The organism is Streptomyces flavofungini, from assembly GCF_041028215.1.
GTDB lineage: Bacteria > Actinomycetota > Actinomycetes > Streptomycetales > Streptomycetaceae > Streptomyces > Streptomyces flavofungini_B.
Map to the genome: position 1 here is coordinate 17922 of NZ_JASKYR010000016.1, position 14480 is coordinate 32401.

At 72.1% G+C, this 14480-nt stretch carries 11 protein-coding genes; all 11 read right to left on the reverse strand.

All coding sequences use genetic code 11. The features are described from left to right. Positions 1-4: 4 nt before the first annotated feature. The gene (locus AB8Z36_RS02545) at positions 5-1279 is read right to left on the reverse strand and encodes a DUF4910 domain-containing protein (protein WP_369211509.1); all 1275 of its coding nucleotides are present in this window, start codon (positions 1277-1279) and stop codon (positions 5-7) included. After that, entirely contained in the window at positions 1276-2301 is a 1026-nt protein-coding gene (locus AB8Z36_RS02550; RefSeq protein ID WP_369211510.1) for an NAD-dependent epimerase/dehydratase family protein, read from the reverse strand. The genes AB8Z36_RS02545 and AB8Z36_RS02550 overlap by 4 nt, the downstream gene beginning before the upstream one ends. 3 nt (positions 2302-2304) lie before the next feature. Next, a complete protein-coding gene (locus AB8Z36_RS02555) occupies positions 2305-2970 on the reverse strand; it encodes a PIG-L deacetylase family protein (protein WP_369211511.1) in 666 nt (221 codons plus the stop codon). Then, a complete protein-coding gene (locus AB8Z36_RS02560) occupies positions 2967-3785 on the reverse strand; it encodes a glucose-1-phosphate cytidylyltransferase (protein WP_369211512.1) in 819 nt (272 codons plus the stop codon). Before AB8Z36_RS02560 ends, AB8Z36_RS02555 begins: the two co-directional genes overlap by 4 nt. Beyond that, positions 3785-5014: a class I SAM-dependent methyltransferase gene (locus AB8Z36_RS02565; RefSeq protein ID WP_369211513.1), complete on the reverse strand. Its 1230-nt coding sequence runs from the start codon at positions 5012-5014 to the stop codon at positions 3785-3787. The genes AB8Z36_RS02560 and AB8Z36_RS02565 overlap by 1 nt, the downstream gene beginning before the upstream one ends. A 2-nt stretch (positions 5015-5016) precedes the next feature. Further along, positions 5017-6285: a glycosyltransferase gene (locus tag AB8Z36_RS02570; protein WP_369211520.1), complete on the reverse strand. Its 1269-nt coding sequence runs from the start codon at positions 6283-6285 to the stop codon at positions 5017-5019. An 8-nt stretch (positions 6286-6293) separates the two neighbouring features. Next, on the reverse strand, positions 6294-7595 hold the full coding sequence (locus tag AB8Z36_RS02575; RefSeq protein ID WP_369211514.1) for an O-antigen ligase domain-containing protein: 1302 nt from the start codon (positions 7593-7595) through the stop codon (positions 6294-6296). Between the two features lies 1 nt (position 7596). Next, positions 7597-9123 (reverse strand): right-handed parallel beta-helix repeat-containing protein, encoded by a 1527-nt coding sequence (locus tag AB8Z36_RS02580; protein WP_369211515.1) that lies wholly within the window; start codon positions 9121-9123, stop codon positions 7597-7599. Positions 9124-9131: 8 nt separating this feature from the next. After that, the gene (locus AB8Z36_RS02585) at positions 9132-11075 is read right to left on the reverse strand and encodes an alginate lyase family protein (RefSeq protein WP_369211516.1); all 1944 of its coding nucleotides are present in this window, start codon (positions 11073-11075) and stop codon (positions 9132-9134) included. Next, a complete protein-coding gene (locus tag AB8Z36_RS02590) occupies positions 11072-13291 on the reverse strand; it encodes a bi-domain-containing oxidoreductase (protein ID WP_369211517.1) in 2220 nt (739 codons plus the stop codon). The genes AB8Z36_RS02585 and AB8Z36_RS02590 overlap by 4 nt, the downstream gene beginning before the upstream one ends. Before the next feature lie 65 nt (positions 13292-13356). After that, the coding region (locus tag AB8Z36_RS02595) for an asparagine synthetase B family protein (protein WP_369211518.1) at positions 13357-14480 on the reverse strand (1124 nt) is incomplete at its 5' end.

The window sequence follows — 14480 nt, forward strand, 5'->3', positions numbered from 1 at the left end:
GCCGTCACGCCTTGATCAGCCCTGCGTCGTGCAGGGCGTCGGCCGCGGCGGCGACGGAGTCGAACGCGAGGCCCGACCGCTCGGCGATGTCGAGCAGAGCGTGCTCGCCGTCGGAGAGGTTGAGCACCCAGAGCATGGCCATCTGCGCCTGCTCGGCGTCGCTGCGCCCGCCCAGGGCGCCGTAGAGACCGCGCCGTCCGAGCTGTGGTTCGCCGTAGGGGCTCAGGTTGAGATAGCGCCGGTTGCGGTCCAGGACGCCGAACGCCTCGCGGCAGACGGCGAGCGTGTCCTCCATCGCCTCGGGGGAGACGAAGTCCAGGTTGTCCGCCGAGGTGTGGTACTCGGGGTAGCCCGCGTAGGGCGTGCGGGTGAGCGAGCCCACGCCGAGATCGAAGCCCGGCGAGCAGAACTGCCGCTCGTCGTAGCCGTAGGGCGTGAACTCCGTGATGCGGTGCGGGCGTTCGGAGGCGTTGAGGACATGCCTGAGCACCCGGTCGATCTCCGCGTCGCCGCGCCTGCTCCGCTTGTACGTCACCTGGCCCGGGTCACCGGCACAGGCGAGCACCAGACCGTGCTTGACCCGCTCCACCCGCTCCTTGTTCCGGGCCAGCCAGGTGATCGCCCCGATGGTGCCGGGCGCGAACAGGAACCGGTAGGTGTAGTACGGGTTCCTCCCCGCCAGCTCCTTGGCGAGGAACGTCGCCACCGCGATGCCCGCCAGATTGTCGTTGGCCAGCGAGGGGTGGCACACGTGACAGGAGACGATCACCTCGTCGGGCACCTGACCGGGCACGACGTGCTCGGCGTAGGTGAGGTGCCCGTCGGCGAGCGTGGAGTCCACGCACACCTCGTAGGTGCCGTCCGGCAGCGCGTCCAGGGTCTCCTGGGCCAGGCAGAAACCCCACTGCGGCTGGTAGTAGCTGGTGCGGTAGGGCACCAGCGTCGGCTGCTCGGGCAGGGTGTGCAGATGGGGGCGCAGCTCGGCCAGCGGCATGGTCGCCGACACCGGCACGCTGTAGCCGAGCACATGCAGGTTCGACGCGGCGAAGTCGACGACCCGGCGGCCGGACGCGTCGGCGATGTAGGCGTCCCGGATGTTCCACTCCTGCGGCACCGTCCAGTCAAGGACCTGGGTGCCGGTGGGCACCTCGTGCACCTGGAGCGGGACGTGCTCACCGACGATGTCCAGGGTGGCGCGCACCCCGTCGCCGGTGATGCTCCGGCACAGCGGATACAGCCGCCGCACCAGCGTGTGCATGTCCTCGCCGGGCGTGCTCATGGGCGCCGCCGCAGGGTGTCGTCGATGGCCCCGGCCTCGGTCGCCGCGCGCAGCACCGCGAGGCGGGTGAAGCGCTGCTCGAAGTCCTCCCGGCTCAGCCCGTGTTTCCGGTAGGCGTCGGCGAGTTCGAGCGCGCCCTGCTTGACCGTCCACTCGCACTCGAAACCGGGCACGGCGGCGCGGAAGCGGGCGAAGTCCACCCGGTAGGAGCGCGGATCGGCGCCGGTCTCCCCGGTGATGACCACCTTGGAACCGGCCACCGCCTCGGCGACCTGCCCGGCGATCTCGGCCACCGTGACGTTGTTGAACTCACTGCCGATGTTGAACGCCTTGTCGTGCACCGCCTCACGCGGCGCGGTCAGCGCGGCCGTGAAGGCCCGCGCGATGTCGGCGGCGTGCACCAGTGGACGCCAGGGCGTGCCGTCGGAGAGCACGAGCACCTCGCCGGAGAGCAGCGCGTGGCCCACCAGGTTGTTCAGCACGATGTCGGCGCGCAGCCGGGGGGAGTGGCCGAAGGCGGTGGCGTTGCGCATGTACACCGGGCTGAAGTCGCCGTCGGCCAGCGCGTGCAGGTCGTCCTCCACCCGCACCTTGGACTCCGCGTACGGCGTCACAGGACGCAGCGGGGCATCCTCGGCCACCAGCTCGTCGCCGCCCGCGGCGCCGTAGACGGAGCAGGTCGAGGCGTACAGGAAGCGCCCCACCCCGGCCTCGCGCGCCAGCCGGGCCAGGCGCACCGACGCGTGGTGGTTGATGTCGTAGGTGAGGTCGGGGGCGAGCGCCCCCAGCGGGTCGTTGGACAGCGCGGCCAGATGGATCACGGCGTCCACCCCGGCCACGTGCTCGGCCGTCACGTCCCGCAGGTCCACCCGGTGGCCCGTGGGGTCGGCGGGCGGCGGGCCGAGGACGCAGTCGGCGAACAGACCGGCGTCCAGGCCGACGACTTCGTGTCCGGCGGCCTTGAGCACCGGGGCCATGACGGTGCCCAGGTAGCCCTGGTGTCCGGTGAGCAGTACGCGCAAGGTTCATTCCCCCAGGGAGAGATTGCCGAGATCGAGCGTGAGTTTGGTGACGGCGAAGGCCTCGGCGTAGCGCGCGTGGCATTCGATTCCGCGGATGCGTGCGAGGCCGAGGAAGGCCTCCCGGTCGTACCAGGGCCGGTGGCGCTGGGAGGGGTAGTGCTCCTGGAGCAGCCGCACCTTGTCTTCCGCGGTCCGCGGTGCGAGCGCCTGGTAGGCGGCCATGCGGCCGAGGTCGCCGTCCCACTTGACGATCTCGTAGCCCAGTACGAGGTGGTCGCGGAAGGCGGTGGTCATCAGCCGCGCCAGCGTGTGGTGGTCCTGGTGCGCGTCGTCGGTGCGGGGCGCCAGCACGAGGTCCGGTTCGGTGCGCTCGCGCAGCTCCTCCACGGCGGCCTTGGCCTCCTCCCACTGCGCGGGCAGCCGGCCGTCCGTCAGTTTGAGCACGGTGAGGCGCAGATCGGCGCCCGGGCAGAAGGCGGCGAGCGCGGCCTGCTCCTCCTGCTCCCGCTCGCCGCCACCGCCGGTGAGCACCAGCGCGTCGACGCGGAGGCCCGGGTGCGCGCGGCACACCGAGAGCAGCGTGCCGCCGGCGCCGATGGCGATGTCGTCGCAGTGCGCGCCCACCGCGACGATCCGTTCCAGGGGCCGCCCGGCCCCCAGACCGATCACGCGGTCCCCGCCAGGGCGCCGCTGGTGCCGACGGCCGCGCCGTCGTGCTCCCACACCGCCCACGGGCGCTCGCCGCGGGCGTAGGCCTCGTCGAGCGCGGCCTTCTCCTTGACGGTGTCGGTCGGCTTCCAGAAGCCCCGGTGCTGGTGGGCCACCAGCCGCCCCTGCTTGGCCAGTCCGGCGCAGCCGTCGGCGACCAGGTCGCCGTTCTCCGGGATGTGGTCGAAGACCTCCTGGCGCAGCACGAAGTAACCGCCGTTCTCCCACAGCGGCAGCTCACTGACCGCCGTGATGCCGCCCACCAGACCGTCCTCGCCCAGGTCCACGCAGTGGAAGGAGGACTGCGGCGGCACCACCATCATCGACGCACCGGCGTCGCGCCGGGAGAACCGGTCGATCATCTCGGGCAGCGGGGCGTCGGTGAGGACGTCGGCGTAGTTGGCGAGGAACATCTCGTCCCCGTCCAGGTGGTGGCGGACCCGGCGCAGCCGCTCGCCGATGGGTGACTCGATGCCGGTCTGCGCGAACGTGATCGTCCAGTCGGCTATGTCCGTGGACAGCAGCTCCGTCTGCCCCTTGCGCAGCACGAAGTCATTGGACGTCGTCTCCTCGTAGTTGAGGAAGAAGTTCTTGATGTGGTGGGCGCCGTAGCCGAGGCAGAGGATGAACTCCTTGTGCCCGAAGTGCGCGTAGTAGCGCATGACATGCCAGATCAGCGGCCGCGGACCGACCATCGCCATCGGCTTGGGCACGTCGTCGGAGGTGCCGTTGCGCATCCGCATCCCGTAACCGCCGCAGAACAGTACGACCTTCATCACTTCGCCTCGACAATGCTGAGTCCGGGAATGGGAAAGACCAGGCGGCCACCCCAGTCGTGCACGAAGGAGAGCTGCTCGACCAGCTCGTCCCGCAGGTTCCAGGGGAGGATCAGGACGTAGTCCGGCCGGTCGGCGGCGATCCGCTCGGGCGGCAGGATCGGGATACGGGTGCCCGGGGTGTACCTGCCGTGCTTGTAGGGGTTGCGGTCGACGGTGTAGGCGAGCAGGTCGGGCCGGATGCCGCAGTGGTTGAGCAGGGTGTTGCCCTTGCCCGGGGCGCCATAGCCCACGACCGTCTCGCCGCGCTCGGCCGCCTCGATGAGGAACCGCAGCAGGTCCCTGCGCACCTTGGCCACCCGGGCGGAGAACTCGGTGTAGCCGGAAAGCTCCTGGAGCCCGGCGGCCTTCTCCCTGGCCAGGACGTCGGCCACCCGCCGCGTGGGTTCACCGGCGGCCTCGGCGGGCCGCGCCCACAGCCGGATCGAGCCGCCGTGCGTGGGCAGCAGCTCCACATCCACGAGGGCGAGTCCGCCGCTCCGCAGGGCCCGGATCGCGGAGGCGACCGTGTAGTACTGGAAGTGCTCGTGGTAGATCGTGTCGTACTGGTTCTGCTCGATCAAAGTCAGCAGGTGCTGCACCTCGATGGAGACCCAGCCGTCGTCGGCGACCAGGGCGCGCAGCCCCTGGGTGAAGCCGACCACGTCGGGGATGTGCGCGTACACGTTGTTGGCCACGACCAGGTCGGCCGGGCCGTGTTCGGCGCGCACGGCCGAGCCGGTGTCCGGGGACAGGAACTCGGTGAGCGTGGGCACGCCCGCCTCCCGCGCCGCCGCGCCGACGTTCACCGACGGCTCGATGCCCAGGCAGCGGATGCCGCGCTCCACCACGTGCTTGAGCAGGTATCCGTCATTGCTCGCGACCTCGACCACGAAGGCGTCGGGGCCAAGACCCACCCGCTGCGCGGCGTCCGCGACGAACGTACGCGCGTGCTCCACCCAGGAGCTGGAGTAGGAGGAGAAGTAGGCGTACTGCGTGAAGGTCTCCTCCGGGGTGATCAGCGGAGGGAGCTGGGCGAGCCAGCAGTCGGTGCACACCCGCAGGTGCAGCGGGTAGGCGGGTTCGGCCCGGTCCAGTTGGTCCGCGGCGAGGAAGCTCTCGCACGGCGGGGTCGCCCCCAGGTCGACGACGCTCTCCATCGCCGCCGAGCCACACAGTCGGCATGTCATCTTCAGCCCCCATTTCTGCTCGCGCGGTGCCCCCACCGCGAGCCAGTGCTTGTCTTTCCCGTGGCCGGCGGAGCTTCCCCGCCGGCCGGCCGCCCCGCGATCGCGGCGCGGTACCCCTCCACCAGGCGCTCCAGGCCGACGGCCGGGCTGAAGCCCCGCTCGTAACGGCTCCGGGACGCCCGGCCCATCTCCTGGTTGCGGACCGGATCGGCCGTGATCCCGCGCAGGCGGGACGCCAGCGACCCGGCCTCGCCCGGCCGGTGCAGCAGTCCGGTCACACCGTCCTCGACGAGTTCGACGAAGGCGCCGTGTCCGGCGGCGACGACCGGGACCCCGGCCGCCATCGCCTCCACGACCACCAGGCCGAACGCCTCGAGCCAGGTCGAGGGAGCCACCACGGCGACCGAGCGCGCGATGACCTCCCGGCACTGCTCCGGGTCGTACAGGCCGACGTAGCGCACGTCCTCGCGGCCCGCCGCCCAGGCGGCGACCTCCTGCTCCAGCGGCCCCGCTCCGGCGATCACGAGCGGTACGCCCACCCCGCCGTCGGCGGCCAGCTCGTCCCACGCGGCCATGAGCAGCCGCACGCCCTTGGTCTCGGCGAGCCGGCCGAGATAGAGCACATGCTCGCCGGGGCCCGTACGGCGGGCGTCCGGGTCGGGCACGAAGTTGTGCTTGACCGCGAGGCGTCCGGCGGGCATACCGGCCCGCACCAGGACCTCGCGCTGGGCCGCGGAGATGCAGAAGAACCGCTCCACACCGGACCACCAGCGCCGCCGGTTGGCCGAAAGGCTGACCGCGAGCGGCACCGTCGCGAGCCGGGAGCCGCGGTAGCAGCCGTGCCGCACGGCGGGCAGGGGTGCCGACCCGACGCACTCGGTGCACGGTCGGCCGTCGCGCTGAAGGGTGCCGGGCGGGCAGATCTGGTTGTAGTTGTGCAGCGTGGCGACGGCCGGGACACCGGCGTCGGCGCACGCGGTGAGGACCGCGGGCGACAGGAGCGGGAAGACGTTGTGGATGTGCACCACGTCCGGCCGCTCGGCGCGCAGCCGGGCGGCGAGCTCGGAGCGGACCGCCGGGTTGAACGGCACGAGCAGCGGCACCGCCGCCTTGGCGGGCAGCGAGCGGGCGGCGATGTCGTCGCTGCGCCGCTCGAAGACACCGACCCGGTGGCCCGCCGCGCGCAGCAGCTCCACCTCCTGGTCGACGACGTTGTTCTCCCCGCTCGGCTGCGCCGAGGAGTAGCGGTTGTGCACCACGAGGACGTGCATGTGCGAGGTCATCTCCCCTCCCTGGCCCAGCGCGGCACACGGCGCCGGGGAACGGCGGGCGTGGCCGGGGGCGTTGTGGCGGCCACCGGCGTCGCGAGCAGCGCGGCGGCCAGGGCCAGATGCAGCAGGTACGGAGAGGCGTCGCCCAGACCGGCCTCGGTGTACGACGCGATGGCGCAGTAGCTGATCAGGAAGATCGCGCAGGCCCGTTGCAGCGAGGGCGGCCGCAGCAGCGCGACGCCGCCGAGGACGGCGATGATCGCCGCCACGAGGGTGACACCCGTCAAGCCCTGCTCGTGGTAGACGGCCAGCCAGCTGTTGTCGATCGGCAGGCCGCCGAAGGACTTGTCGCCGAGGCCCACGCCGAACAGCTTCTCCGCGCCCGACCGGGGCGCCGCCAGCAGCGCGTCCCAGACCTTGGCCCGGCCGGTGAGACTGCTGAGGTTCTCCTGGCTCTGGCCGCGCAGGAACCACGTCTGGAGCGCGGAGGCGAACCCCACCGCGGCCACCACGGCGACGAGCACCGCCGTGGTGAAGAACCGGCGCGCGGCGGCACTGGTCAGGACGAGCGAGCCGATCGCCAGGGCCAGCCCGACGAGCAGCCCGAGCGTGGCCGTACGGGTATGGGTCAGCGCCAGCAGGACGAGTGAGGGCACGATGACGACCGCCGCGCTGACCCGGTCGGTACGGCGGCCGAGCAGGAGCAGCACGGCAAGCCCGACGATCACCGCCGCGTACTGGCCGATCTGCGGCGGGGTCAGCGGCCACAGCGCGCCCACGAGCCGTCCGCCGTACAGCTCGGGCATGGCCGCGCCCGGTGAGACGAGCGCCCCCGCGGCGACCGACCCGAGCACCGCGAAGTACATCCGGATGTGGTGCCGCGCGAACGTCAGGCCACCGTCCCACCAGCGGCTGAGCAGCCACAGCGTGCCGATGAACAGGGCCAGCCTGGTGCAGCGGAACAGCGCGCCGAGGCCGGACTCCAGTTGCAGGCTGGAGATCAGGCTCGGCACGAGCAGCAGGCTGAGCAGCAGCAGGAAGGCGCTCGGGCGGATGCGCAGCCTGAGGTTGACGGCGAGCGCGAGGGTGAACGCGGCGACCAGCGCACCCATCGTGACGAGCTGGATGAGGGAGCGGGGCAGCGGGACGATGGTCTTGGCCCCGGCGGAGCCCAGCGTGTTGAGGATCAGCAGCCCCCAGACGACGCCGACGAGCCGGGGCGTGCCGGTGGGTCGCGGTGCGGCGCCGGGCGGGGTGTCCGCCGTCTCCGCCCCGCCCGGCGGCGTACCGCCGTGCAGGTCCTGGCTCATGTCAGTCACCGCCCCCCGCGCTCAGGGTGCTGCCCGCGTCCTGCTGGTACGGATCGCCCTGCCAGTGCCCGAAGTCGAGCACCCGGCTCGGGTCGTGGGCGACGAACTTCCAGGGACCCCGGTAGACGTTGTCGTGCCACCGGTTGTGCTGCTTGTGGGTGATCGCCTCGGCGACCCCCTCACCCTTGTAGGGCGACCAGTCCGGATAGGTGCCGTAGTTGGCGAGGACGGCCATGCGGTCACACTTCGTGGTGCACTTGACGACGGACTTGTCGAGCACGAAGCGGTTGTCGTGGATGTCCACCCGCTTGGTCTTCCACCGGCAGTCGGAGCGGAGCGGCGCGCTGGTGATCCCCGGCTTCTTGCAGCGGTCGGTCTTCTCCACGAGCAGCGTGCAGTCACCGGACGAGGTGTTGGCCGGGCTGTTGCAGAACCGGTCGGCGTTCTCCCACAGGGTGATGGCGGACCAGTTGTTCTCAAGGAGGTTCCGGTAGATCTCGATTCTGTCGGTGCGGGCGTCGACCCGTGGTTCGCCGCCGGACTCGGACAGGTAGAGGGTCGCGAAGGGGAAGTTGTCGCCCCGCTCGGCGTAGCGGCGGCCCTCCACCCAGTTGTTGCGCCGGATGGTGTTCCCGCGGATGACCGCGTTGTAGCTGGTCTCGTACATCAGGGCGGCACCGTCGTTGGCTTCGAGCACGTTGTCCTCGATGCGGAAGTCGTTGTTGTTGGTGTCCGCCCACAGCCCCGCGCCCCGGTTGTCGTGCACCCAGTTGCCGCGGATGTCGGCGCCGTCGACGGCCCAGAACTTGATCCCGCCGGTACAGCCGCAGCCCTTGCGCCGCCGCTCCCAGTCGCCGGTGTTGTTGCCCACGATCTCGTTGCCCTCGATGACCAGGTCCTTGAGGGGCCGGCCGTCCTTGTAGGCGTTCATGCCGTACTGGCCGTTGGCGCGCAGGCAGCTCGCGCGGACCCGCTGCCGGGCACCGGCCATCAGCCCGGCCCCCGAGTTGTGCTGGACCGTCGTGTGCTCGATCGTCCAGCCGTCGGCCGAGTCGTGGTTGACCACGCCCTCGTCGTGCGGCGCGACGAAACGCTGCACGGTCAGATGGCTGATCGTCACCGAGGGGGCGGCGCCGCCGAACGCGTACTGGTTCTTCTTCCGCCCGTCGAGCACCGCGCCGGGCGCCCCGAGGTAGCGGTTGCCCTTCTTGGGGACGACCTGGGAGTAGCGGTCCGGATCGAGCCGGTGCTTGCCCGGCCGGAGCCAGAAGGTGGTGCCCGGGGGATTGCCGCGGGTCTTCGCGGCCAGGTCACCGATGACCGAGGGGTCGACGGTCACCGCGCCCTCGGGCGCCTTGTCCGGGCCCGCCGCCGGTCTTGCGCACACCCGGGCCACCGACGAGCGGGCGCCTGACGTGGACGGGGTCGCCGTCGGTTCCGGCTCGGCGCCGGGCGTGCCGACGCAGCCGGACGCCAGCAGCGCCAGCGCCGCCACGGGCACCGCCCAGTGCCACCTCCTGATCTCCACGCGTCCCCCTAGCCGTGGAACCTGAGTACGGTGGTGAACCCCCGCGTGCCGTCGGCGAAGCCGGTGCCGACGAGCGTGGTGGTGGCTTCCTTGCGCCCGAAGCCGGGGGAGTACCAGCCGAGCGGCGGGTCGCTCTCGCCCCGGTGGGCCCGCCAGTCGAGCTCGCCGGGCAGGTCGAGCACCGCGGAGCGGTCCTCGCCGTCCCGGGTCCAGGTGAGCACCGCCCGGTCGCCCGCCAGCTCCGCGGTGATCTCGGGACCGAGGTGGAAGGCCAGCCGGGCGGCCTTGCGCGGCCCGCGCACCTCGTCCACCACGCGCAGCTCCCGGCCCGCGGCGACCAGTTCCACCCGGCGGCGGTGCACCACACCCTGGTAGCCCGCGTGCTCGGCGCACCAGTGGGACACCCGCTCCCCGGACGTGTCGGCGACCAGGACTCGGCTGCGGGCGTGCCGGGTCCACAGGAACGGGCCGCCGGACCCCGACTGGTCGGCACCGTCCAGCTCAAGGGTGTTGTGCCCCAGGGTCGAGCGGAAGTACTGCCGCCAGTGGGGCTGCCCGTGATAGCAGAAGGTGCCGGGGTCGGCGAGCACGTCGACCCCGTCGTGGCGGACCTCCACGGACAGCGCGTCGGCGTGCGCGTGCGCGGCGATGGACAGGAATCCGTGCGGTCCGCCGTCGCAGCGGGCCCAGATCTCCCCCGGGCCGCGCAGGATCGTCATGCCCGCGTCGGCGAAGTGGGCGGGCCGGTTCGCCGGACGGGTCACGGCCGGTGCCTTGGGGCGGATGAGCGCGGCCAGCAGCGGGGTGCGCACATCGGAGCCGGTGACGGGCGGCCACCAGGCGAGACCGCCGAACAGGGCGTCCCCGGTGGCCAGGAGCGAGGCCCAGCGGTTCGTGCCCGCCCCGTCCAGGACGAGCCCGTGCCCGTCGTCCGCGTCGCCCTGGCGCGGCGGGCGCGACCGGTTGTCGACGACGGCCGCGAGGGCGTCGGTCATCCGCAGCAGCACCAGGTGCACGGACGCGGGAACCTCCACCCCGGCCGCGTCGGCCTCGGCCAGCGCGGCCAGGCCGAGCTCCAGTACGAGCCCGTGGTACTCGGTGGCCAGCTCGCGGTTGAGACCGGAGGGGAAGGTGTTGCTCCGCAGGTGCTGGTCGAGCGAGCGCAGCGCCTCCTGACGCCAGCGCGCCGAAGCGGGCCACCAGCCGAACGCGCAGGCAGCGGCGAACTGCCCGGCGGCCTCGGCGATGATGTGGTTGTTCGCCGAGGAACCCCGGCTGGGGAAGGCGGCGAGCCAGCGCTGGTGGTGCCAGATCTGGTTCAGCGCCACCGGGTTGTCCTCGAAGAGACCGGCCGCGCCGGACCAGCCGTCGAGCAGCCTGCGGATCCACACCCAGGACAGCAGCCGGATGCCCAGCTCGATGCCGCTGATCCAGTGCACACCGCGCAGCGGCGCGTTGGCCGCCCACCACGAGCGCAGATGCTCGGCCACGCGCTCGGCGTACCGCTCGTCCTCGGTGACCGCGTAGGCGGCGGCGAGCACGGTGAGGTACTGGTGCCGTGACGGCTCCCAGATCTGCTTGATGTCCCCGACCGCTTCCTCGTCGCGGTAGGGCACGTCGAAGGCGTAGCCCCAGGGGGCCCGGCGCCCGGTCTTGGGGTCGAACCACCAGTCGGGGTCGGTCATGTCGTCGCGGACGACCCCGAAGTACTCCGCGTGCCCGGCCATCAGCCGGTCCGCCTCGGCGACCAGGCGCTTCACGGCGTCCGCGGGCACGGCGGCGATCGCCCCCGCGGGCAGCACCACGGTGAAGCGGGCGTCCACCGGGCGCGGGCAGTCGGGCGGCGACGACCGCCACCGCCGCCTGCGCACCGCGTCGCCCACCCGGCCGCCGACCTCCCGGGGCCCCATCCGGGACAGCCGCCGCAGGTACCAGCCCGCGCTCGTGGTCATCGCTCGCTCGCCAGCGTCATGGGGCCGCCACCGGCCAGGCTGGCCCGCACGGCGAGGGTGGCCGCCGTGGTGGCCACCAGCGACTCCAGCGGCACCGGCATCGGCCCGCCGCCGCGCACGGCCCGCAGGAACGCGCCCAGTTCGGCGCGCTGGCCCTTGTCACGGGCCTTGGGCAGCCGGGAGCTGACCCACCGCTTGCGGCCGTACACCGAGGCCCGCACGAAGTCGTCGAGGCGCAGCGCGCGGCCGTCGGCGACCAGGTCCAGGGTCTCCTTGGGGAACCCGGCGGGACCGGTGGTGACATAGCTGATGGCGGCGGTGGAACCGTCCGGGTAGCGCAGCATGACCTGGAGGTCCTCATGGCCGGGGGTGGCCGTCGCGGAGACCGAGACCGGGTCGGCGCCGAGCAGCCAGCTCGCCGTGTCGATGAAGTGCCCGCCCTCACCGGCGAACCGCGAGCCCTCGGCGCCCTGCTGGAGGTACCAGCTCCCGTGCGCGAGGCGGCCCGCGTTGACCAGGTAGCGCAGGTTCGCCGGTCCGGTCCGGGCGCCGAACTTGTGCCTGGCCTCGCGCAGCAGCGGTGCGAAGCGGCGGTTGAAGCCGACCTGGATGCGGTCGTTGCCGGATTCCTCGACGGCCGCGAGCACCCCGGACAGCTCGTCCTCGGTGAGCGCCAGCGGCTTCTCCACGAACACCGCCTTGCCCGCGAGGAGCGCCTTGCGGGTCAGTTCGGCGTGGGAGCTGTGCCGGGTGACCACGAACACCGCGTCGACCGAGGAGTCACCGAGCACCGCGTCGAGGTCGGTGGTCGCCCTGGCGAAGCCGAACTTGCGCTGGGCGTTGGCGGCGGAGAGCGCGGTCGTGGTGACCACCGTCGACAGGGTGACGCCGTCCGCCCCGGCCAGATGGGGCAGGAGCATCGACGTCGCGTAGTTGCCCGCACCGACGAACGCCAGCCGCACCGGCGCCGCCGCTGAGCGGGCGGGGGCGGAACGGGCCGGGGCGGACGCGGCGGCACCACGCCGCACCGCGGGCACGGTCACCGCGGGAGCCTCCGCGGGGCCCTGCGCGGTGGGCTCCGCCTCGGCCCCGTCGGCGGGGTAGCGGAACAGCACGGCCACGGCCTTCAACTCGCCGTCCTTGAGGCCCTGATACGTCTTGACGGCGTCATCGAAGTCGGCGATGTGCGAGATCAGCGGCTCCACGTCGAGGCGCCCGCGGGCGGAGAGGTCGAGGAAGCACGCCAGATTGCGGCGCTCGGTCCACCGCACATAGCCGATCGGGTAGTCGCGCCCCTCGATCTCGTACTCCGGGTCGTAGCGCCCAGGACCGTAGGAGCGCGAGAAGCGGACGTCGAGCTCCTTCTCGTAGTACGCGTTCCAGGGCAGGTCCAGACGGCACTTGCCGATGTCGACGACCCGGCCCCGGTCCCGGCAGAGCCGGGCGGCCAGCTCGACGGGCTGGTTGCTGCCGCCGCCCGCCGCCAGATACACCTGGTCCACGCCGTGACCGCCGGTGAGTTCGGCGACGGCCGACTCCACCGCTGCGGCGGCGGGATCGCCGCAGGCCGCGGCGCCCAGACGCGCGGCGAGCGCACAGCGCGCCGGGTCCGGGTCGGCCCCGACGACGCGCACCCCCGACGCGGTCAGGAGCTGCACCACGAGCTGACCGATCAGACCGAGGCCGATGACCAGCGCCACCTCGCCGAGCTGCGGCTCACCCTGGCGGACACCCTGCATGGCGATCGACCCGACGGTGCCGAAGGCCGCGTGCCGGGGCGCCAGGCCGTCGGGCACCGGGGCGTAGAGGTTCCTGGGCACCCAGTTCAGCTCGGCGTGCAGCGCGTGCTCGTTGCCCGCGCACGCCACGAGGTCGCCGGGCTTCACGTCGTCGACGCCCGCGCCGACCTGCTCGACCACGCCGCACAGCGAGTAGCCGAGCGGGGTGTAGGAGTCCAGTTTGCCCATCACCTTGCGGTAGGTGGCGGGCACCCCGTTGGTGGCCACGCTCTGCATGACCTTGGCCACCTGGTCCGGACGGGAGCGGGCCTTGCCCACCATCGACATGCCCGCCTCGGACACCTTCATGAGCTCGGTCCCGGTCGAGATCAGCGAGTAGGCGCTGCGGACCAGCACACCACCCGGCTTGCACCCCGGCACCGGCACGTCGAGCAGCGCCAGTTCGCCGCTCTTGTAGTTCTGCACAACCTGTTTCACCCGAGCTCCTCTTGTTTCCACACCGTCAAGCCGCTTTCCGCGCCGTCGGGCCGTTTCGCACGCCGTCAGGCCGCCTGGCTCCGGCCGGAGCCGGAGGTCGCGCCGCGATACCAGTACTCCAGGGTCAGCACGTGCCACAGGTGCTTGGAGAAGTCCCGCTGCCCCGCGGCGTCCTCGGCGACCATGCGCGCCAGCGCCTCACGGCGCAGGATTCCGGAACTGACCAGCACCCCGTCGTTGACCACCTCACGCACCAGCGGTGCCAGATCCCGGCTCATCCAGGCCCGCAGCGGGGCGCTGAACAGCCCCTTGGGCCGGTACGCGATCTCCCGGGGCAGGATCGAGGTGGCCGCCTCCTTGAGCACGGCCTTGCCCTGCCGTCCGACGATCTTGCGATCGCCGGGGAAGGCGAACGCCGCCTTGACCACCTCGACGTCCACATAGGGCACCCGCACCTCGGTCGAGGCGGCCATGCTCGACCGGTCGGTGTAGGCCAGGTTCAGGCCCGGCAGGAACATCCGGGCATCGCCCAGGCACATGCGGTTGACGAAGTCGTCCAGGTCGTTGTCCTGGTAGATATCCGCGTGCTCGCCGAGGACGTCCTGGACCGTCCCGGCCAGGTCGGGGTCGACCAGCGCGAGCAGCTCGTCCTGGTCGTACATGGTGTAGCTGCGCCGGAACGCGGTCTCCTCCGGCAGATCGGCGAAGGAGAGGAACCGCTTGGCGAAGCGCACCGACCGCAAGCCCCGGCGGGAGGTGGCCACCGGCAGCCGGTCCACGCCCGCCGCCACCCCGCGCCGCAGCGGCCCCGGGATGCGCTGGTAACGCAGCGCCAGCAGGTTGGCCACATGCTTGCGGTAACCGGCGAACAGCTCATCGGCACCCATCCCCGAGAGCATCACCTTCACCCCGGCCTCCCGGGCGGCCGAGCAGATCAGGAACGTGTTGATCGCGGCCGGGTCGCCGATCGGCTCGTCCAGGTGGTAGGTCATCTCGGGCAGCAGGTCGAGCACCCGGGGCGCGATCTCGATCTCATGCAGGTCGACACCGAACCGCTCGGCCACCTGCCGGGCATAGCGCAGGTCGTCCGGCATCGCCTCGAACTTGGCGTCCTCGGCCCGGAACCCGATCGTGTAAGCGGAGATCCCGGGCTGGTGGCGGGCGGCGAGGGCGGTCAGATAGCTGGAGT